Source organism: Bradyrhizobium liaoningense (genome assembly GCF_018130785.1).
Taxonomy (GTDB): Bacteria; Pseudomonadota; Alphaproteobacteria; order Rhizobiales; family Xanthobacteraceae; genus Bradyrhizobium; species Bradyrhizobium liaoningense_A.
Map to the genome: position 1 here is coordinate 170,437 of NZ_JAFCJT010000012.1, position 18,814 is coordinate 189,250.

Here is an 18,814-nt window from a genome sequence, read left to right on the forward strand (position 1 = left end):
TCGAGATCAGACCTCCGTCAATATCCCCTGCCGCAGCGCCAGCCGGACCAGCTCGATGTCGGAGCCGACGCCGAGCTTGTCCTTGATCAGCGAATGCAGGTTCGCCACCGTCTTCGGGCTGACATGCAGCGTCTCGGCGATCTCCTCCGTCGTGTTCTCGGCGAGCAGCAGCCGCAGCACTTCGAACTCGCGCGGCGTAAGGACGTCGGCGGCCGAGCTCTCGCCGCTGATACGGCTGAGCGCGAGTTCGTGGTCGATGTCCGGGCTGATGGCGATCTTGCCGGCGAGCACGTCCATCACGGCGCGCACCAGCGTTTCCGGCGGGCTGGTCTTGGTGACGTAACCCCTTGCGCCGGCGCGGATCGCCTGCACGGCAAAGCCCGCATTCTCGTGCATGGTGAAGACGAGGATCCTTGCGCCCTTGTCCCATTGCCTGATGCGCCTGACGGCCTCGATGCCGCCGATGCCGGGCATGCTCAGATCCATAATGACGAGGTCGGGCGCCTCGGATTTGAACAGACGGTAGGCCTCGGCGCCGTCGGCGGCTTCGGCGATGACGCGCAATCCCGGCTGCTTCTGGAGCACGGAACGATAGCCCTCGCGGACGACGGAATGGTCGTCAACCAGCAGAATGGTCGCATCGGCCGCGCTCATGCCGCGCGCTCCAGTGGCTGCCGATCGACGCCCGCAAGCGGAATGACCACGCGCAGGGCGGAGCCGCCGTTCGGCGCGGCCTCGAAACTCAATTGGCCGCGCAAGGCCGCAACGCGCTCGCGCATGCCGAGCAGGCCCATTCCGGATTTTGCAGCGGGGTCGTTCGACCGCCCGTCGTCGTCGATCGCGAGCGCGATCTCCTCAGTGCGCATCGCCAGCTCCAAGCTCACCTTCGTGGCGCCGGCATGCTTGGCGGCATTGGTGAGCGCCTCCTGCACGATCCGGTAGAGGCTCGCGCTGATCGTGGCGGGCAGGGTCGCGAACGCACCGTCGAACCGGATCGAAAACCGCGTCTGGCCGCGGCTGCGCCCGTTCCAGCCCGCGACCAGGCCTTCGAGGCTCGCCACGAGCCCGAGCTCCTCGACGTCAGGCGGGCGCAGCCGGAACAGCGCGCCGCGCAGCGTCTCCATCATGCCGGTTGCGGTCCGCGCGATGCCGTCGCACTCGCCAAGCAGGGAGGGGCAGTCCTGTACGGCGGTCTGGCGGGCGGAGGAGGCGAGCGCGCGGATGGCGGCCAGTGACTGGCCGAATTCGTCATGCAGCTCGCGCGCGAGATGGCGGCGCTCCTCGTCCTGGAGTGCGATCAGTTTCCGCGTCAACTCGCTGCGCTCGGCCAGCGCAGTGTCGAGGCTTTCGGCGAGATGGTTGAAGACGTCGCGGATCGCCGACAGCTCGGCGAGATCGAACGGCGGCAGCCGCGCCGAGAGGTCGTTGGCGGCGATCCGTTCGAGGCCGGTGCGGATCATGCGGGTGGGGCGCAACGCACGCGCCAGTGCGGCGTAGACCAGGACGCACAACAGCGGCAGTGCGATTGCAAGCGCGAGCATCAGGCGGCCGGCCTCGTGCCAGGCTTCCGCGGTCTGCACGGCCGGATCGACCGAGACCACGGTCTCGCCGAGCTTCGTTCCGCGCACGATCACAGGTCGCGCCGCCTCGCGGCCGGGGTCGAACACGCTGCGATAGAAGGCCGCGAAGACTTGCGGCGGCGGGCTCGCCGGTATCGGCGCGCCACTACAGAATCGCTGGAGGATGTCGCCGCTCACGCCGCGGAACGCCAGGCAGAGGCCGGGGGTCATCACGTAGGCGGAAACGGGGTCGAGGTTGGGAAAGTCCGAGCGGGGGCTGGCCACCCACTGGATCTTGCCCTGTTGCAACTCCAGCGTCTTCGCCACGATGGCGGCGATGTCGTCGAGGCGCGCATGGGCCGCGCGGTCGGCGGTGATGAGGAAATAGGCGGAGATCGCGGCGAAGCACGCGGCCGATATGGCGGCCACGCGCAACGTCAGACGGACCTTGAGATCGAACCTCGGGCGGTTCCACATCGGCGGGCACCTGGCGTGAACGGAATTGTCGCCGGCGCATTAAACGGCAGAACGCGAGCGGCGGAAAGCACTGCGCATACCGCGGTGCAACGTCGTGAAATTTTCCCGGCCTTGGTCGGGACCAGCGCAGCTGCATGACCTGAGCCTGCCGTCCAGATTGCGCCGCCGCTCCATCACACGAGGCCCGCATGCGCCGTATCAGCTTGATCCTCTCTGCTTTCCTCCTCGTCCTCCCGGCAGCCTCTTCGCCAGCCGGCGCCGAGGACACCATCGGCGTTGCCATGGACGACTTCAGCTACACCGATACGTCGGCCGAGCCCGCCAACCAGACCGCCGCCCACGAGCGGCGGCTGTCGGCGTTCATGGCCGCGCTGCGACGGGACATCGGCGCGGGCCAGCGCTACCGGCTGGTGCCGTCCGCCCAGGACGGCGCGGCCTTCAAGGTCATCGGCGGGATCCAGAAGACCAGCACGCTGGTGCAATGGGCCAAGGTCGCCGTGATCGACGTCGGCGCCAAAAAGCTCGTGATGGACAAGCTCTACACCTTCCGCGGCGACAATGATGAATCCTGGGAGCGCGCCGAGATGTTCGTCTCCCGCGAAGTCATGGCCGCGCTCGCCACGCCCGCGCCGGTCGCGCTGGCCGTGTTCGATTTCGAGCTCGAGGACAACACCGCGGCACCGGCCGCCGGCCTCGCGGCCGCAGATGCATCCTATCTGGCCGAGGTTACCGGCAGCGTGCGCGAGGCTCTCGGCCAATCCGGCCGCTACCGCCTCGTTGACGTCGGCAGTGCAAGCGGCGAGGCGGTGAAGGCGCGAAGCTTGCGCGACTGTGATGGCTGCGAGGCGGCGATCGCGCAAAAGCTCGGCGCGGATCAGTCGCTGATCGGCGTGGTGCGGCGGGTCAGTCGCACCGAATACACGCTCGGCTTCCAGGTCCGCGATGCCAGGACCGGTGCGGTGCTGGCGCGCGGCGACAGCGGCCTGCGCATGGGCGCTGACTATTCGTGGAAACGGGGCGCGGTCCGGCTCGTGAGCGAAAAGCTGGTCGAAAGCAAGTAGGCCCGGAGGTTCCTAGAACGTCAGTTGCACCTTCATCGATTGCGAGCGGTCGCTGGCAAGTTCGAACGCCGCGACCGCGTTCTCGAACGGCATGGTGGCCGTGATCAGCGGTTTCACGTCGATCAGGCCTTCGCCCATCAGCCGCACCGCGAGCTCGAATTCGGGGTCGAAGCGGAAGGTGCCGCGGAGCTGCAATTCCTTGGCGACGATGGAATTGATCGGCAGCGTCATCTCGCCGCCGAGACCGAGCTGCACCAGCGTAGCACCGGGCCGGAGCACATCTAGCGCCGTGCGGAGTGCGGCCTGGTTGCCGGAGGCCTCGAACAGGGTGTCGAACACGCCCTTGCCGGCGCGCCAGGGATCGAGCGCTACGGCATCGGTCGCGACATTGATGGCGTGTGTGGCGCCGAGCTTCTTTGCAACCGCGAGCGGCGCGTCAGCGACATCGGTCACCACGATCTCGGACGCGCCGCCGAAGCGCGAGACCAGGATCATCAGCGCTCCGATCGGCCCGCAACCCGTGATCAGCACGCGCTTGCCGAGCAGGGGGCCGGCCTGCTTGCCGGCATGCAGGCACACTGCGAGCGGCTCGGCCACTGCGGCTTCCGCCAGCGACAGCTTGTCAGCGATCGGCACGGCTTGCGTGGCGTCGACTGTGATGAACTCGCGAAAGCCGCCCTGGATATGGGGGAAGCGCATCGCGCTGCCGAGGAAGCGCATGTCGAGGCACTGGTTGCGCATGCCCTCCTGGCAATGCAGGCACTGGCCGCACGGTCTGCTCGGATTGACGGCGACGCGCGTGTCCGGCTTCACATTGGTGACGCCGTCACCAACGGCCGCGACCACGCCCGCGATCTCGTGGCCCAGCGCCATCGGCTGCTGGATGCGCACGACGCCAAAACCGCCGTGATGATAGTAGTGCAGGTCGGAGCCGCATATGCCGCCATTGGCGATCTTGACGCGGACTTCGCCGGGGGCGGGTGCTGGATCGGGATAGCTGTCGATCCGCAAATCCTTCGGGGCGTGGATGACGACGGCGCGCATGGCTTGTCCCTCAGCGTTTCTCAGGTCACATCGCGGCGATCATGCCGCCATCGACATAGATGATCTGGCCGTTGACATAGGTCGAGGCATCGGACGCCAGGAAGATCGCGGCGCCCACCAGCTCGTCCGGCTTGCCCCAGCGCTTGGACGGGATGCGACCCATCAGCCAGTTGTTGAAGTCGGTGTTGTTGACCAGCGCCTCGTTCATGTCGGTCAGCATGTAGCCGGGGCCGATCGCGTTGGCCTGGATGCCGTGCTGGGCCCATTCCACCGCCATCGAGCGGGTCAGGTTCTTGATGCCGCCCTTCGCCGCGGTGTAGGGCGCGATGGTGGGGCGCGCGAGCTCGCTGCCGAGCGAGCCGATGTTGATGATCTTGCCGTGCTTGCGCGGGATCATGCGCCTGGCCGCTTCGCGGCCGATCACGAAGGCGCTGGTGAGGTTGGTCTCGATCACCTTGCGCCACTCGTCGGTGGTGAATTCCACCAGCGGCTTGCGGTGCTGGATGCCGGCATTGTTGACGACGATGTCGACCGCAATACCTTGTCTGTCGAAGTCGTTGAAGGCCGCGACGATCGCCGGCTCGTCGGTGACGTTGAACGCGGCGCCCTCGGCCTGATGTCCGGCGGCGCGAAATTCGGCCACGGCCTGCTCGACGCGCTTGGGATCGACGCCGTTGACGATGATCCTGGCGCCGGCCTTGGCCATGCCCTCGGCAATGGCGCGGCCGAGACCGCGAGAGGAGCCGGTCACGAGCGCGGTGCGGCCGGACAGATCGAAGAGAGAGGTGCTCATCTCAAGAAATCCTCAGATGTTGGAGCGACGCACGGTCAGATCGGAGCGGTCGAATACGGCGGGCAGAAGGTCGACGCCGAGGCCGGGTCCTTCCATCGGATAGACAAAGCCGTCCTTGATCGTGGGCATCGTGGTGACGAGCTCATTGTACCAGCCCTTGTAGAAGGCGCGCACCGATTCCTGGATCAGCGTGTTGGGCTGGCTGAACGACATGTGGATGGCGGCGATGAAGCCGATCGGGCCAATGCAATCATGTGGAGCAAAAGGCCGGTGATAAGTCTCGGCCATCGCCGCGATCTTGCGGCCTTCGGTCAGGCCCCCGGTCCAGCACAGGTCTGCCATCACCACATGCATGGCGTCGCGGTCGAGCATGTCCTTGTAGGGGTAGCGCGAGCCCAGCGTCTCGCTGGCGCAGACCCAGACATCGGTCGAGCGGGCATATTCGGCCAGCGCCTGCGGCGAGTTCATCCGGATCGGGTCTTCGTACCAGGTCGGCTTGTAGGGCTCGAGCGCACGCGCGATCTGCTTGGCGGTCGGCAGGTTCCAGAGCGAGTGGAGCTCGACCATGATCTCCATCTTGTCGCCGACGGCCTTGCGGATCTTCTCGAACGGTTCGATCGCACGCTTCATCTGGGCTGCGGTGATGTAGAGGCCCTTGTTCTCCTGGGCCGCCGGGTCGAACGGCCAGATCTTCATCGCGGAGATGCCACTCTCCAGCAGGCTTTCGGCCAGTGCGTCGGCGTGGTGCATGAAGCCGTCGAGGTCTTCGTAGGGGCCTTTGGAGGCGCCGAGATTCCAGTTGGCGACCGGGCTGATATTGGTGGAGCGGACATATTGGGTGCCGGCGCAGGTGTTGTAGATGCGCTGCTTGTCGCGGCAGAGGCCGCCGAGCATCTGGTGCACAGGCTGATTGCAGACCTTGCCGAACAGATCCCATAGCGCGATGTCGATTGCTGACGCCGCGCGGTATTCGACACCAGTCGAGGATTGCGCCATCGGCAGGTTGAGCATGTCGCGATGGATCGCCTCGATGTGCAGCGGATTGCGGCCGAGCAGGCGGCCGGCAAAGGTGTCGTGGATTTGCGCCTCGACTGCGCCAGCGCCGTAGAAGGTTTCGCCGAGACCGATCATGCCCGTGTCGGTGTGAACGCGCACCCAGATGACGTTGGAAAATTCCTCAGTGCGCAGCGTCTCGATCGACGTGATCTTCACGGCAACAATCCTCCCATCACAGGCGCCTCGCGCCTGACGTCTCATTTCGCACTGCAACATGTTGCAGGTCGCGCGAACGTCTTACGCCTGCTTGTAATATATCACAACATGTTTTAAGGGTCCCACAAATATCGCGCCACCGAGCAATGAGAGCGCGGCTGACAGGAGGACGACATGGCACGGCGCAAGCGCGCGCTCGAGGTGGTGAGACACGAGGACGACGGCGAGGGCAAGCCCTCCCGGCACAACCGGCTCAACTTCTTCGAGCTGGCTTATCAGAAGATCGAAGAGCTGCTCGTCCACTGCGAGCTCAAGCCCGGACAATTCATGACGATGCTGGAATTGCAGCACATCACCGGTTTCGGGCGCACACCGGTGCATCACGCCGTCAATCGTCTCTCCGCCGACACGCTCATCATCATCCGTCCGCGCCACGGTCTGCACATCGCGCCGATCGATCTTGCGCGCGAGCGGATGCTGCTGGCCTTGCGCCGCGACATGGAGCGCTTTGTCGTGCGGCTCGCGGCCGATCGCGCCAGCCTGTCGCATCGCAATCAGGCGCTGCACATCGAGCGTCTGCTGCGCGAACGCCGCGCCACCCTGACCCTCGACGAATTCAACAGCATCGATCGCCGCATCGACGCGCTGGTGCTGGAAGCCGCCGGCGAGCCCTTCCTGGTGCACACGCTGCGGCCGTTACACACGCTGTACCGCCGCATCGGCTACATCCACCATCGCTTCATGCCGGGACAGGCCGACCTGTCGGGCACGATCGATCGCCACCTCGCCATTCTCAGTGCGGTCGCCGGCCGCCACGTCGAAGACGCGGTGAAGGCGAGCGATGCGTTGATCGACTACATGGACCACATGTTCACGGGCATGGAGGCGGGGATCGATCCGCGCCTGCTCGATTGCAGCATCGAGCCGCTGCTCGGCACGTAAGAGAGTTTTGAAGAGAGGACCAAAGATGTCAACGATGGCGATGCCACAACCGACCGCGAGCGAAGCCGCGGTCCGCTACCTCATTACGAACTACAGTCCCAAGGGCAACAAGGTCGGCTGGCTGATGATGGCCTCGATCCTGGTCGAAGCCTGGGATCTCTATTCGATCGCCTTCGTGCTGATCTTCATCAAGGAGCAGTACAATCCCGATCCGCTGATGCTGGGTCTTGCCGCCGCCGGCACGCAGGGCGGCGCCCTGATCGGCGCGCTGCTCGGCGGCTGGCTCTCCGACAAGATCGGCCGCCGCGTCATGTTCCTGGTGACGATGGTGCTGTTCATCGTGCTCGCGCTGGCGCAGGCTTTCGTGCCGAGCGTCGGCTGGCTCGTCGTGATCCGCTTCCTGCTCGGCATTCCGCTCGGCTCTGATATCTCGACCGGCTACACCTACATCATGGAATCCATGGCCAAGGGTGAGCGCGAGGTCATGGGCAATCGCTGGCAATTCATGTTCGCCGTCGGTGAAGTCCTCACCATCGGCGTCATCGTGATCTTCCTGCTGACCGACATGCAGCACGAGATGCTGTGGCGCGTGACGCTCGGCCTCGGCGCGGTGCCGGCGCTGATCATCCTGATCATGCGTCACGACGTGCCGGAGACGGCGGTGTGGCTGGTGCAGAAGGGACGCTACCGCGAGGCCAAGCAGGTCGCTCGCGAGATGTTCAACGACAATCTCGACATGCTGCCGAACCATGACGTGGAGGTGCCGAAGGTCTCGACCCGCGCGTTCCTCGCCGATCTGAAGAAGGATCCGATCCGCTGGCGCGCGACGATCTACGGCTGGATCGCCTGCTTCGCGCAGGGCAGCGAGTTCTCGACCTTTGCGTTCTACCTGCCGGTGCTCTTTGTCATGGTCGGCGTGTCGAGCGTGCTCGGCATCAATCTGGTGACGATGGCGCTGTTCTCCTTCGCCGCGCTGTCCGGCTGGGTCGGCCCGCTGCTGACGCCGAAGATCGGCCACCGCGGCATCGCGATCGCCGGTTTCGGCATCGTGCTGGCCTCGCTGCTGGTCGCGGCTTTCGCGCTCTACACCGACAACAAGATCCTGTTGCCGTTCGCAGCGGCCGCCATGTTGTGGGGCCATTATTGGGATGCGTCGAACTGCATGACGATCCCGACCATGGTTGCCAAGCCCAAGTATCGCGGCACGGCCAGCGGCTTCGCCTACATGTTCGTGAAGCTGCCGTCCTTCCTGGCGATCTTCCTGTTCCCGACGGTGTTCGCGGCGATCGGCCAGGCGAATGCCACGCTGATGGTCGCGATCTTCCCGCTGATCGGATTGCTCGCCGCGATCTTCATCCTGCCGGAAGTCTACGGCTACGAGAACGATTGATCCCGCAAGTTACCTGATCGCGGCAGCCAATGCCGCGATCAGGGCCGGCGGTGTCACGAGCAGTCCCAATTTAAGGAACGGCCAGGCGCCGACCTCGATCTTCTCGCGGCGCAGCGCCACCAGCCAGAGGATGGTGGCGAGCGAGCCGGTGATCGACAAATTCGGTCCCAGGTCGACGCCGATCAGGATGGCGCTGACGACCGAGGTGGGCAGGTGATCGGCGGCGACGATCGACCCGGCGACGAGGCCGACCGGCAGGTTATTGGCAATATTGGTGGCGATGGCGGTGGCGATCCCAACGCTCCAGCCGGCCTTGGGTACGGACTGCGCGACGGCCTCGTGCAGAAGTGCGCTGAGATGGCCGATCACGCCAGTCTTCACCAGTGCTTCCACCATCACGAAAAGCCCGCCGACCAGCGGCAGGACGCTCCAGGACACGTGCTTCAGCACCGGCACGGGCGACTGACGGTTGAGCAGCAGGACGAGGCCGGTCGTCACGACGCCGCAGATGAAGGTCGGCAGGCCAAGCTGCTTGTCGAGCGCGGAGGCCGTGATCAGCACGACGCCGATCGCGGCAATGCCGATCGCGGTCAGCTTGCCGCCGCGGCTGAGCACCTTGTGCGGCACACGGCGCTCGATGGCTTCCTCCTTCAGCGCGCGATGCTGGGTGAGGCGCAGCATGACATAGGTCAGCACGATCGAGGCGAGCGAGGGCAGTGCGAACTGCCGCAGCCATTCGGTCAGATGCGGCATGCGCGAGCCGAACACCACGAGATTGGCGGGGTTCGAGATCGGCAGCACGAAGCTTGCGGCGTTTGCAATAAAGGCGCAGACGAAGAGATAGGGCAGCGGCTTGGCGCCGGCCGCGCGCGTCGCGGCATAGACGGCGGGCGTGAGCACGATCGCAGTCGCGTCGTTCGACAAGAGCACCGTGACCAGCGTGCCGACGATGTAGATCAGCAGGAACAGCCGTTGCGGCGAGCCGGCTGCATATTCCACCGCGAGGGCGGCAAGATAGTCGAACAGGCCTTCGAGCCGGGCCAGCTCGGCGATCAGCATCATGCCGATCAGGAAGAGATAGACGTCGACGCCTTTCTCGATGCCTGTGAGCGCATCCTGCCACGGCAGGAGGCCGAGCAGCACCAGGGCGCCGGCGCCGATCACGGCCCAGATCGCCTCGGGCAGGCGAAAGGGCCGGATGATGACGCCTGCGGTCGCGGCGACGATGATGCTCCAGGCCCAGATGGCGTCAGACGGCACGTTCAGTCCTTGAGGTTTGGTCGGTTCATTCGGCAGCGATAACCGATGCTGGAGCCGCTGTCTTCCCCTGTGCCCGCACGGCGCCATGCCGGGTCTCGGGCAAAGCAAGGAGGCAGACGATGGCGCCGATCGCGGCGACCGCGCCGAGCGTGATGAACGCCGCGCTGTAGCCAGCACCGACCACGACGAGGCCCGCAAGCGTCGTCGACAGCGCCGCGCCGATGCTCTGGGCAGTGATGACCGCGCCCTGCGCGACGTTGAAGCGGCCGGTGTTGCGCATGAGGTCGGCGACGATGACGGGGAAGATCGCGCCAAAGATGCCGGCGCCGACGCCGTCCAGAAGCTGCACGCCGACCAGCCAGAACGGATTGTCGGAGATCGTATAGAGTGCGCCGCGAATGGGCAGGATCAACAATGCGGCGAGGAAGAAGCGCTTGTGGCCCCAGCGGTCAGCCTTCGCGCCGACCAGCATCGCGAACGGCACCATCACAATTTGAGCTGCGACGATGCAGGCCGACATCAGGCTGGTGCCCATGTTCTTGTCCTGCAGCGCGAGTTTCTGCCCGACCAGCGGCAGCATGGCCGCGTTGGACAGGTGAAACAGCACGACACAGACTGCGAAGACGAGGAGGGGGCGGCAGGTCAGGAGCACCGCGAGACCTGAGGGCTGTTCCGGCTGGTCACCGGTATCGGCGTCGTGCAGCCCGCGGGCGAGGTCGTGGTCGATGGCGCGGGCGGGGATCGCGAGGATGCTCACGAGGCTTGCGGCCGCCATGGCGGCGAGAAGGTAGAACACCACGGTCGGGCCGAACCAGTAAGCGCTGAGCCCTGCGAGCCCGGCCGCGACCGCATTGCCGGCGTGATTAAAGGTCTCGTTGCGGCCGATCCGCCGGGTGAAGGCGGCGTGGCCGAAGATGCCGAGCGAGACGGCGGCGATCGCCGGCGGAAAGACCACGGCGGCGGCCTGCGCGATGCCTTGCGAGATCGCGACCGGCAGGAAGCTGGGAAACAGCGGCAGCGACAGTGATGCCAGCGTCACCATGATGGCGGCGATGACCATCGCCAGCCGCTTCGCCCGCGTCGCATCGATCAGCGCGCCGGCCGGCGTCTGCGCCACGATGCCGGCAATGGTCGCAATCGACATCACGAGGCCGATGCGCGCCTCGTCCCAGTGCTGCTCGGTGAGGAGATAGACGGCGAGATAGGGCCCAAGCCCGTCGCGGACGTCGGCGAGGAAGAAGTTGGCCGCGTCCAGCGCGCGGCCGGCGCGTCTCGTCTGGTCGGTGGGGTGATGGGAGGCTTGGCTCGACATCGGTCTCTCGATCGAGGCTGGGAAGCGATCCGCGAGAAACCGATCTCACGCCACCTTGGTTCCGCCCTTCAAAACTTCACGGCCAGCAGCACCGCGCCGGCGCCGATCATGGCGATGCCGATCCAGCCCTGCGCGGTCGGCCGTTCGCCGAGAAAGGCGAAGGCGAAAAGGGCGACCAGCACGACGCTGAGCTTGTCGATCGGCGCCACCAGCGTCGCCGGGCCGAGCTTCAGCGCACGGAAATAGCACAGCCAGGACGCGCCGGTCGCAAGCCCGGACAACACCAGGAACAGCCAGGTCTTCGACGAGACAGCCGAGGGCACGGCGAACTGGCCGGTGAGGAACAGCAGCACCGAAAAGGCGAGCAGCACCACGATCGTGCGGATGAACGTCGCCAGATCCGGATTGATGTTCTCGACGCCGACCTTGGCGAAGATCGCGGTCAGCGCCGCAAAGCAGGCCGACAGCAGCGCCCAGGTCTGCCAGGCCGAGAGGAGGGCGGGTTTCATCGGTTGTCTCTCACCGCGCCGCCGCCAACTTCTCCGTGATCGCCTTGCGCAGGATACGCGACAGCGATTCCACGGAGTACGGTTTCTGGATCAGCTCGAAGCCGCGATGCGCGTTTTCCGCGAGCACGTTGCTGTAGCCGCTGGTGAGGACGACGGGCAGGCCTGGATAGCGCTCGCGGACGATGCCGGCGAGCTCGACGCCGTTCATGCCGGGCATGATGACGTCGGAGAAGACGAGGTCGACGGCGAATTCGTTCTCGCCGAGGATGGCGAGCGCCGCATTGGCGTTGGCGACCCGGCGGACGACATAGCCGAGGTCTTCCAATAGCTCGGTCGAGAACTGGCCGACGTCGTCATTGTCCTCGACCACGAGCACGCGATAACCGCGCCCGGTGGTGGCGGCCTCGCTGGTCAGCGCCGCAGCGTCCTTCTCCGTGGCGGGGCTGTGCGCCTGCGGCAGGTAAATGGTGAAGGTCGCGCCTTCGCCGTGCGTGCTCGTCACCGCGATGTCGCCCTCGGACTGCTTTGCGAAGCCGAAGGCCTGGCTGAGGCCGAGGCCGGTGCCCTTGCCGACCTCCTTGGTGGTGAAGAACGGCTCGAAGATGGCGTCGATGTTTTCAGGCGCGATGCCGCTGCCGGTATCCGCGACCGAGATCGCGACATAGTCGCCGCCACGCGCCGACTGCGCCCGCAGGCTCGGGATGCCCGCGACCTTGCGCACGGCGATGGTGAGGCGGCCTTCGCCGTCCATGGCGTCGCGGGCGTTGATGGCGAGGTTGATCAGCGCGGTCTCGAACTGCGCGACGTCGGCCACCGTGAAGCAGTCGGCATCGTTCACCTCGACGCCGATCTCGATGCGGCCGCCGACCAGCGGCCGCACCAGTTGCGCCACGCCCTCGACCTGGCTGCCGACGTTGAAGATCTGCGGCTTCAGCGGCTGCCTGCGCGCAAAGGCCAGAAGCTGCGCAGTCAGCTTGGAGGCGCGCTCCACGGTGTCTGAGATGGCGTCGACATAGCGCCGGCGGCGCTCTTCCGGCAGCTCGCGGCGGCGCAGGAAGTCCGTCGCCGAGCGGATGATGGTGAGGAGGTTGTTGAAGTCGTGGGCGACGCCGCCGGTAAGCTGGCCGATCGCCTCCATCTTCTGCGACTGCCGCAGCGCCTCCTCGCCGCGGCGGCGCTCGGTGATATCGACGGCCTCGGGCACGGCGCCGGTGATGTTGCCGTGGCGGTCGAGCACAGGCCGCATGCCGAAGTCGAAATCGCGCTCCCCGATGGGCAGACGCAGGCGCATCTCCAGCCGCACCGCTTCGCCTTTGAGCACGGTATCGAAGGCCTCGCGCACGGTTGCGCTCATGCCGTGGGTGCCGGTGAACCAGGGCGTGTCCCAGAACGGCTTGCCGATCACGTCCGTGGCGCTCGCCTCGATGCCGTCGAGCGCGGTCTTGTTGGCATAGAGCAATTCGCCCTTGAGGTTGACCAGGCCCTGATACTGGTTGCTGGTCTCCAGGATGGCGCGCAGCCGCGCCTCGTTGGATTCGAGCTGGGCGGTGCGCTCCACGATACGCTCTTCCAGCGTCTCGTTGAGTCGTCGCAGTTCGATCTCGGCCTGCTTGGCGACGGTGATGTCGTGGGCGACGCCGATGAAGCCGATATGCTTGCCGGTCGGGTCCCAGCGCGGCTGCGATTCCGAACGCAGCCAGCGCCATTCGCCGGATGCATCCCTGTAGCGCGCCTCCAGCACGAACGGTTTCAGCGACGCTTCGCCCTGGACCGATTGCTGCAGCACATGCGGCAGGTCGTCGGGATGCAGCACCTTGCGCCAGTCGAAGGCGATGGCCTGGTCGTAGGGCAGGCCGACGAAGTCGACATAGGCCTGGTTGGCGAAGGAGCGCGTGCGGTCGAGCTTGGTGACCCAGATCGGCACCGGCGCGCTGTCGGCGATCAACCGGAAACGCTCCTCGCTCTCGCGCAGCGTCTCGCGCGCGAGCGCCTGGGCGGTGACGTCGATATGGGCGCCGACGAGGCGAATGGCGCGGCCGTCACTGTCGCGCTCGAACTTGGCGACGACGCGGATCCAGCGGATCTCGCCGTCGCTGGGGCGGATGATGCGGTATTCGGCGGTGTAGTCTTCGTTCGTCCCGGCCAGCGCATCGAGGAAGTGCTTGACCGCGGCGTCGCGATCCTCGGGATGGATGCGGTTGACCCAATCCTCATGCGACTCGCCGGTGGCATCCGCGGGCAGCCCGTGGAGCATCAGATATTCCGGCGAGCGGCGGTTCTTGAAGCCTTCGCGGAAGTCGACCTCGAGGCCGCCGACCTTGCCGATGCGCTGGATGCGCGCCAGCTCCGCCTCGCGCTCCTGGAGCGCGCGATAGGCGTTGTCGCGCTCGCGCGCGATTTCTTCGAGGTGCTGGCGCAGCCTTTCGGCGGCAATGGTCTCGGGCAAAGGATCGTTCAAGGCGTCGGCCGTTGTGATGCGGATGCGCACGTGCCGGACCGATATTCACACAGACAAAGCGTGATAGCCATTGCTCAAAAGGGAATAAGCAGGAAAAGGCGCCGTCGAGAGGATTATGGCGGGTATGAACGAACGCCGGGTCTGGCTATTTGTTCCGAACATTGGAACGATGACCCATCGACGCGCGTATCTGCGAAGCACCCCAACTCTTATTCATAAAACTCCCTTGCCGGAGAGGCTAAACCTTGAAGCTCTTTGTCTGCCAGGACTGCGGCAACGTTCTCTATTTCGAGAACCGTGCCTGCGAACGCTGCGGCCACAGGGTCGCCTTCCTGCCGGAGAAGGAGACGATGTCGGCGATCGAGCCCGACGGGGAGGCCTGGAAGATACTGGCGGACAAGGGCGAAAGCCGTATGCTCTGCAGCAATGCCGAGTACGACGCCTGCAACTGGCTGACGGACGCGGGCGATACCACCGGCTATTGCCGCGCCTGCCGCCACAACGGCATCGTGCCTGATCTGTCCGATCCGGTTCAACTCGCCGGCTGGCGCGAGCTGGAGGTGGCGAAACACCGGCTGTTCTATTCCCTGATCCGCTGGAAGCTGCCGCTCCAGACGCGGCAGGAGAATCCTGAACATGGGCTGATCTTCAATTTCCTCGCCGATGATCCGAACAGCGGGCAGAAGATCATGACCGGCCACGACAACGGCCTGATCACGATCGCGCTGACCGAGACTGACGACATCGAACGCGAGCGGCGCAGGCTCGAGATGGGCGAGCCCTACCGCACGCTGCTCGGGCATTTCCGCCACGAGGTCGGCCACTACTTCTGGGACGTGCTCGTGCGCGAGGGCGGCAGTCTGGAGCAATGCCGCGTGGTGTTCGGCGACGATTCCGCCGATTACGGCCAAGCCTTGCAGCTCCATTATGCCGAAGGCGCGCCAACGGACTGGCAGCAGACCTACGTCTCGGCCTACGCCACCACGCATCCCTGGGAAGACTTCGCCGAGACCTGGGCGCACTACCTCCACATCGTCGATACCCTGGAGATGGCCTCCGAGTTCGGCATGGAGGTGCGCCCCAGGGTCGACCGCGACGGGGAGTTGACGGCGCGCATCCGTTTCAACCCCTATGAGACGAGGGACGTCGAGGCGCTCGTCAACGCATGGCTGCCCTTCACCTTCGCCATGAACAGCGTCAACCGCGCCATGGGGCTGCGCGACCTCTATCCCTTCATCCTGTCGCCGGCCGTGGTCGGCAAGCTGGGCTTCATTCACGGCTTGGTCCGGGGCGTGGCCAAGGCCGCGAAGCCATAGGTCCGCTCACGGGCTCACCAGGCCCATTTCGGTCTTGCGCTGGTACGCCAGAGGGTGCGGATTTAGACCGTTGCCTCCGGCCCATTTTGATGTACCACGGGGGCCACACGGCCCGTCCCCCGCAGGCCCCAACGGCCAGGGAAGGGTCCCGCCCAAGGTCGAGACTCAAGAAAAGCATGTTCAAACGCATTCTGATCGCCAATCGCGGCGAAATCGCCTGCCGGGTCATCAAGACCGCTCGCCGCATGGGAATTCAGACGGTTGCGGTCTATTCCGAGGCCGACCGCGATGCCCTCCATGTCGAGATGGCCGACGAGGCCGTGCTGATCGGCCCGCCCGCAGCCGCCGAGAGCTATCTGGTGATCGAGAAGATCGTGGAGGCCTGCCGCAAGACGGGGGCCGAGGCCGTGCATCCCGGCTACGGCTTCCTGTCCGAGCGCGAGGCGTTTCCGCGCGCGCTGGAGGCCGCCGGCATCGTCTTCATCGGCCCGAACCCGGGCGCGATCGCGGCGATGGGCGACAAGATCGAATCCAAGAAGGCCGCGGCAAAGGCCAAGGTCTCGACCGTGCCGGGCTATCTCGGGGTCATCGAGGACGACAAGCACGCGGTCAGGATCGCCGACGAGATCGGCTATCCCGTCATGATCAAGGCCTCCGCCGGCGGTGGCGGCAAGGGCATGCGCATCGCGCATTCGAAGGCCGAGGTTGCCGAAGGCTTCAACCTCGCCAAGGCCGAGGCGAAAGCCTCGTTCGGCGACGACCGCGTCTTCGTCGAAAAGTTCATCGTCGATCCCCGCCACATCGAGATCCAGGTGCTGGGCGACAAGCACGGCAACGTGATCTATCTCGGCGAGCGCGAATGCTCGATCCAGCGCCGCAACCAGAAGGTCATCGAGGAGGCGCCGTCGCCGCTGCTCGATGAGGCCACCCGCCGCAAGATGGGCGAGCAGGCCGTTGCACTGGCCAAGGCGGTGAACTACGACTCCGCCGGCACCGTCGAATTCGTCGCAGGACAGGACAAGAGCTTCTTCTTCCTGGAGATGAACACACGCCTCCAGGTCGAGCATCCCGTCACCGAGCTCGTCACCGGCGTCGACCTCGTCGAGCAGATGCTCCGCGTCGCCGCCGGCGAGAAGCTGGCGATCAGCCAGAAGGACGTTACGCTCACCGGCTGGGCGGTGGAATCCCGCCTCTACGCCGAAGATCCGTTCCGCAACTTCCTGCCCTCGATCGGGCGCCTCGTGAAGTACCGCCCGCCGGCCGAAGCCAGCCAGGACGGCATCACCGTGCGCAACGACACCGGCGTACAGGAGGGCGGCGAGATCTCGATCCATTACGATCCGATGATCGCCAAGCTCGTCACACATGCGCCGTCGCGCGCGGCCGCGATCGAGGCGCAGGCCACCGCGCTGGATTCGTTCTACGTCGAGGGTATCAGGCACAACATCCCGTTCCTGTCGGCGCTGATGCACCATCCGCGCTGGCGCGAGGGACGGCTCTCGACCGGTTTCATCGCCGAGGAATTCCCCAAGGGCTTTGCAGTGCGCGTGCCCGAAGGCGAGGTCGCGCGGCGGATCGCCGCGGTCGGCGCCGCCATCGATCACGTGCTCGGCGAGCGCAAGCGGCAGATCTCGGGCCAGATGGGCGGCCGCATCGTGCAGCGCGAGCGGCGCCGCGCGGTCTGGCTCGACCGCCAGGAGATTCTGCTCGAGGTCGGACGCGAGGGCGAGGCCATTGCGATCCGGTTCATCGATGCCGAGGGCAAGGCCGGCAATGCACATCTGCTGGCCTCGCCGTGGAAGCCGGGCGATCCGGTCTGGCAGGGCACCATCGACGGCCATTTCGTCGCGGTGCAGGCGCGCCCGATCGCCAACGGCATCCGCCTGGCGCACCAAGGCGTCGAGGTGCCGGTCTATGTCTGGACCGAGGCGGAAGCGGCCTCGGCACGGCTGATGCCGGTGACCACGGCCTCCGACACCGGCAAGAAGCTGCTGTGTCCGATGCCCGGCCTCGTGGTCTCGATCGCGGTGACCGAAGGGCAGGAGATCAAGGCCGGCGAGACGCTTGCGGTGGTCGAAGCCATGAAGATGCAAAACGTGCTCCGCGCCGAGCAGGACGGCACGGTCAAGAAGATCCACGCCAGCGCCGGCGCGACGCTCGCGGTGGACGCGCTGATTCTGGAGTTTGCGTAAAGCAAGTGGGTGGGGCCCTCACTGGCCCCACCAACGCTGCGCTCGCAATGACGGAGTATGTTGCGGCTGCGTCGCAACGGTTGAGAGGGCACCATGGCCTTTCGTTCCCGCCGTGAAAAGCTGCGTTCGATCCTGACGGGCGGGACTTGCGTCCATCCCGGCTCGGTCTATGACGCGATCTCCATCCGCATCGCCGAGGATCTCGGCTTTCCACTCGGCATGTTCGGCGGCTCGGTCGCCTCGCTCGCAGTGCTCGGCGACCCCGATGTCACGCTGATCACGCTCACCGAGCTTGCCGAGCAGATGCGGCGGATGTCGCGCGCGGCGACGCTGCCGGTGCTGGTCGATGCCGATCACGGCTATGGCAATGCGCTCAACGTGCGCCGCACGGTGCAGGAGCTGGAGACCGCGGGCGCCGCCGGCCTCACCATCGAGGACACGCTGCTGCCGGCTGCTTTTGGCGAGGCGAAGACGCAGCTGACCTCGCTGGAAGAAGGCGTCGGCAAGATGAAGGCGGCGCTCGACGGCCGCAGCGATCCCTCGCTCGTCATCATGGGCCGCACTGGGGCTGCCTCGGTCAGCTCCATCGAGGATGCGATCCGCCGCGCCAGGGCTTATGAGGCGACCGGTGTCGATGCGCTGTTCTTCACCGGAATCAAGTCGCGCGCCGAGCTCGAGGCCATCGTATCAGCTACCCATCTGCCGATCGTGCTCGGTGGTGCGCCGGACGAATTGAACGCGATCGACTATCTCGCGGACCAGCGCGTGCGCATCGCGCTTCAGGGCCATGCGCCGATCGCGGCCGCCACGCAGGCCGTCTACGAGACGCAGAAAGCGTTGCGCGAGGGCACGCCGCCGAAGAACCTCAAAGGACTTCCGTCGCCGGATTTGACCAGCCGCGTCATGCGCGAGGCCGACGTCAAGGCGCGCGGCGCCGGCTTTCTCGGGCTGAAAAAATGAGCCGAGCGATTCTCCAGGTCATGATCCGCGGCCGCGTGCAGGGCGTCGGCTATAGGGCCTGGGTCGAGTACCAGGCGACAACCAGTGGCCTCGAAGGCTGGGTTCGCAACCGCCGCGACGGCAGCGTGGAAGCTCTGTTCGCAGGCACGCCAAAGCATGTCGCCGACATGGTCGCGCTGTGCCGCCACGGCCCGCCGTCGTCGCGCGTGGACAGCGTCACGAGCGAGACCGCCAGTGCGGACGAATTGAACCTGCGCAGGGCAGGGGAGACATTCTCGGTCTTGCCGACGGTGTAGGTGCGTTCTGTGAGGTCGTCATGCCCGGGCTTG

At 65.9% G+C, this 18,814-nt stretch carries 16 protein-coding genes; 7 read left to right on the top strand and 9 right to left on the bottom strand.

The features are described 5' to 3' along the window. Positions 1–6: 6 nt before the first annotated feature. Both JQ627_RS23650 and JQ627_RS23655 read right to left on the bottom strand, forming a co-directional pair. A complete protein-coding gene (locus JQ627_RS23650; RefSeq protein ID WP_212486502.1) occupies positions 7–654 on the bottom strand; it encodes a response regulator transcription factor in 648 nt (215 codons plus the stop codon). Beyond that, positions 651–2,036: a HAMP domain-containing sensor histidine kinase gene (locus JQ627_RS23655; RefSeq protein WP_212486503.1), complete on the bottom strand. Its 1,386-nt coding sequence runs from the start codon at positions 2,034–2,036 to the stop codon at positions 651–653. The genes JQ627_RS23650 and JQ627_RS23655 overlap by 4 nt, the downstream gene beginning before the upstream one ends. A 188-nt stretch (positions 2,037–2,224) precedes the next feature. Between JQ627_RS23655 and JQ627_RS23660 the strand changes: the two genes are divergently transcribed. Beyond that, positions 2,225–3,097, top strand: coding sequence for a DUF3280 domain-containing protein (locus JQ627_RS23660; RefSeq protein WP_212486504.1), 873 nt, complete (start codon positions 2,225–2,227; stop codon positions 3,095–3,097). A 12-nt stretch (positions 3,098–3,109) separates the two neighbouring features. On the opposite strand, the gene JQ627_RS23665 is transcribed toward JQ627_RS23660, so the two are convergent. Genes JQ627_RS23665 through JQ627_RS23675 form a run of 3 tightly spaced genes read right to left on the bottom strand, consistent with a single transcriptional unit; the run spans position 3,110 to position 6,146 of the window. After that, positions 3,110–4,141, bottom strand: a complete 1,032-nt coding sequence (locus JQ627_RS23665; protein ID WP_212486505.1) for an L-idonate 5-dehydrogenase — start codon at positions 4,139–4,141, stop codon at positions 3,110–3,112. A 25-nt stretch (positions 4,142–4,166) separates the two neighbouring features. Then, positions 4,167–4,934: an SDR family oxidoreductase gene (locus JQ627_RS23670; protein WP_212486506.1), complete on the bottom strand. Its 768-nt coding sequence runs from the start codon at positions 4,932–4,934 to the stop codon at positions 4,167–4,169. A gap of 12 nt (positions 4,935–4,946) precedes the next feature. Continuing rightward, a complete protein-coding gene (locus JQ627_RS23675) occupies positions 4,947–6,146 on the bottom strand; it encodes a mandelate racemase/muconate lactonizing enzyme family protein (protein WP_212486507.1) in 1,200 nt (399 codons plus the stop codon). Positions 6,147–6,320: 174 nt separating this feature from the next. Between JQ627_RS23675 and JQ627_RS23680 the strand changes: the two genes are divergently transcribed. Both JQ627_RS23680 and JQ627_RS23685 read left to right on the top strand, forming a co-directional pair. Beyond that, the gene (locus JQ627_RS23680) at positions 6,321–7,088 is read left to right on the top strand and encodes a GntR family transcriptional regulator (protein ID WP_212486508.1); all 768 of its coding nucleotides are present in this window, start codon (positions 6,321–6,323) and stop codon (positions 7,086–7,088) included. A gap of 25 nt (positions 7,089–7,113) precedes the next feature. After that, on the top strand, positions 7,114–8,478 hold the full coding sequence (locus tag JQ627_RS23685) for an MFS transporter (RefSeq protein ID WP_212486509.1): 1,365 nt from the start codon (positions 7,114–7,116) through the stop codon (positions 8,476–8,478). Between the two features lie 9 nt (positions 8,479–8,487). Here JQ627_RS23685 and JQ627_RS23690 read toward each other — a convergent pair whose 3' ends face one another. From JQ627_RS23690 to JQ627_RS23705, 4 genes are all read right to left on the bottom strand, one after another. After that, on the bottom strand, positions 8,488–9,738 hold the full coding sequence (locus JQ627_RS23690) for an arsenic transporter (protein ID WP_212486510.1): 1,251 nt from the start codon (positions 9,736–9,738) through the stop codon (positions 8,488–8,490). Between the two features lie 25 nt (positions 9,739–9,763). After that, the gene (locus tag JQ627_RS23695) at positions 9,764–11,050 is read right to left on the bottom strand and encodes an MFS transporter (RefSeq protein ID WP_212486511.1); all 1,287 of its coding nucleotides are present in this window, start codon (positions 11,048–11,050) and stop codon (positions 9,764–9,766) included. Between the two features lie 68 nt (positions 11,051–11,118). Beyond that, positions 11,119–11,559, bottom strand: coding sequence for an EamA family transporter (locus tag JQ627_RS23700; RefSeq protein WP_212486512.1), 441 nt, complete (start codon positions 11,557–11,559; stop codon positions 11,119–11,121). Positions 11,560–11,569: 10 nt separating this feature from the next. Continuing rightward, a complete protein-coding gene (locus JQ627_RS23705) occupies positions 11,570–14,047 on the bottom strand; it encodes a PAS domain-containing sensor histidine kinase (protein ID WP_212486513.1) in 2,478 nt (825 codons plus the stop codon). A gap of 215 nt (positions 14,048–14,262) precedes the next feature. Between JQ627_RS23705 and JQ627_RS23710 the strand changes: the two genes are divergently transcribed. The 4 genes from JQ627_RS23710 to JQ627_RS23725 all read left to right on the top strand — a co-directional run bounded on the left by JQ627_RS23710 (position 14,263) and on the right by JQ627_RS23725 (position 18,781). Then, entirely contained in the window at positions 14,263–15,333 is a 1,071-nt protein-coding gene (locus JQ627_RS23710) for a putative zinc-binding metallopeptidase (protein WP_212486514.1), read from the top strand. Between the two features lie 176 nt (positions 15,334–15,509). Next, on the top strand, positions 15,510–17,525 hold the full coding sequence (locus tag JQ627_RS23715; RefSeq protein ID WP_212486515.1) for an acetyl/propionyl/methylcrotonyl-CoA carboxylase subunit alpha: 2,016 nt from the start codon (positions 15,510–15,512) through the stop codon (positions 17,523–17,525). A gap of 93 nt (positions 17,526–17,618) precedes the next feature. Then, on the top strand, positions 17,619–18,485 hold the full coding sequence (locus tag JQ627_RS23720) for an oxaloacetate decarboxylase (RefSeq protein WP_212486516.1): 867 nt from the start codon (positions 17,619–17,621) through the stop codon (positions 18,483–18,485). Then, entirely contained in the window at positions 18,482–18,781 is a 300-nt protein-coding gene (locus JQ627_RS23725; protein ID WP_212486517.1) for an acylphosphatase, read from the top strand. The genes JQ627_RS23720 and JQ627_RS23725 overlap by 4 nt, the downstream gene beginning before the upstream one ends. Positions 18,782–18,814: the final 33 nt, after the last annotated feature.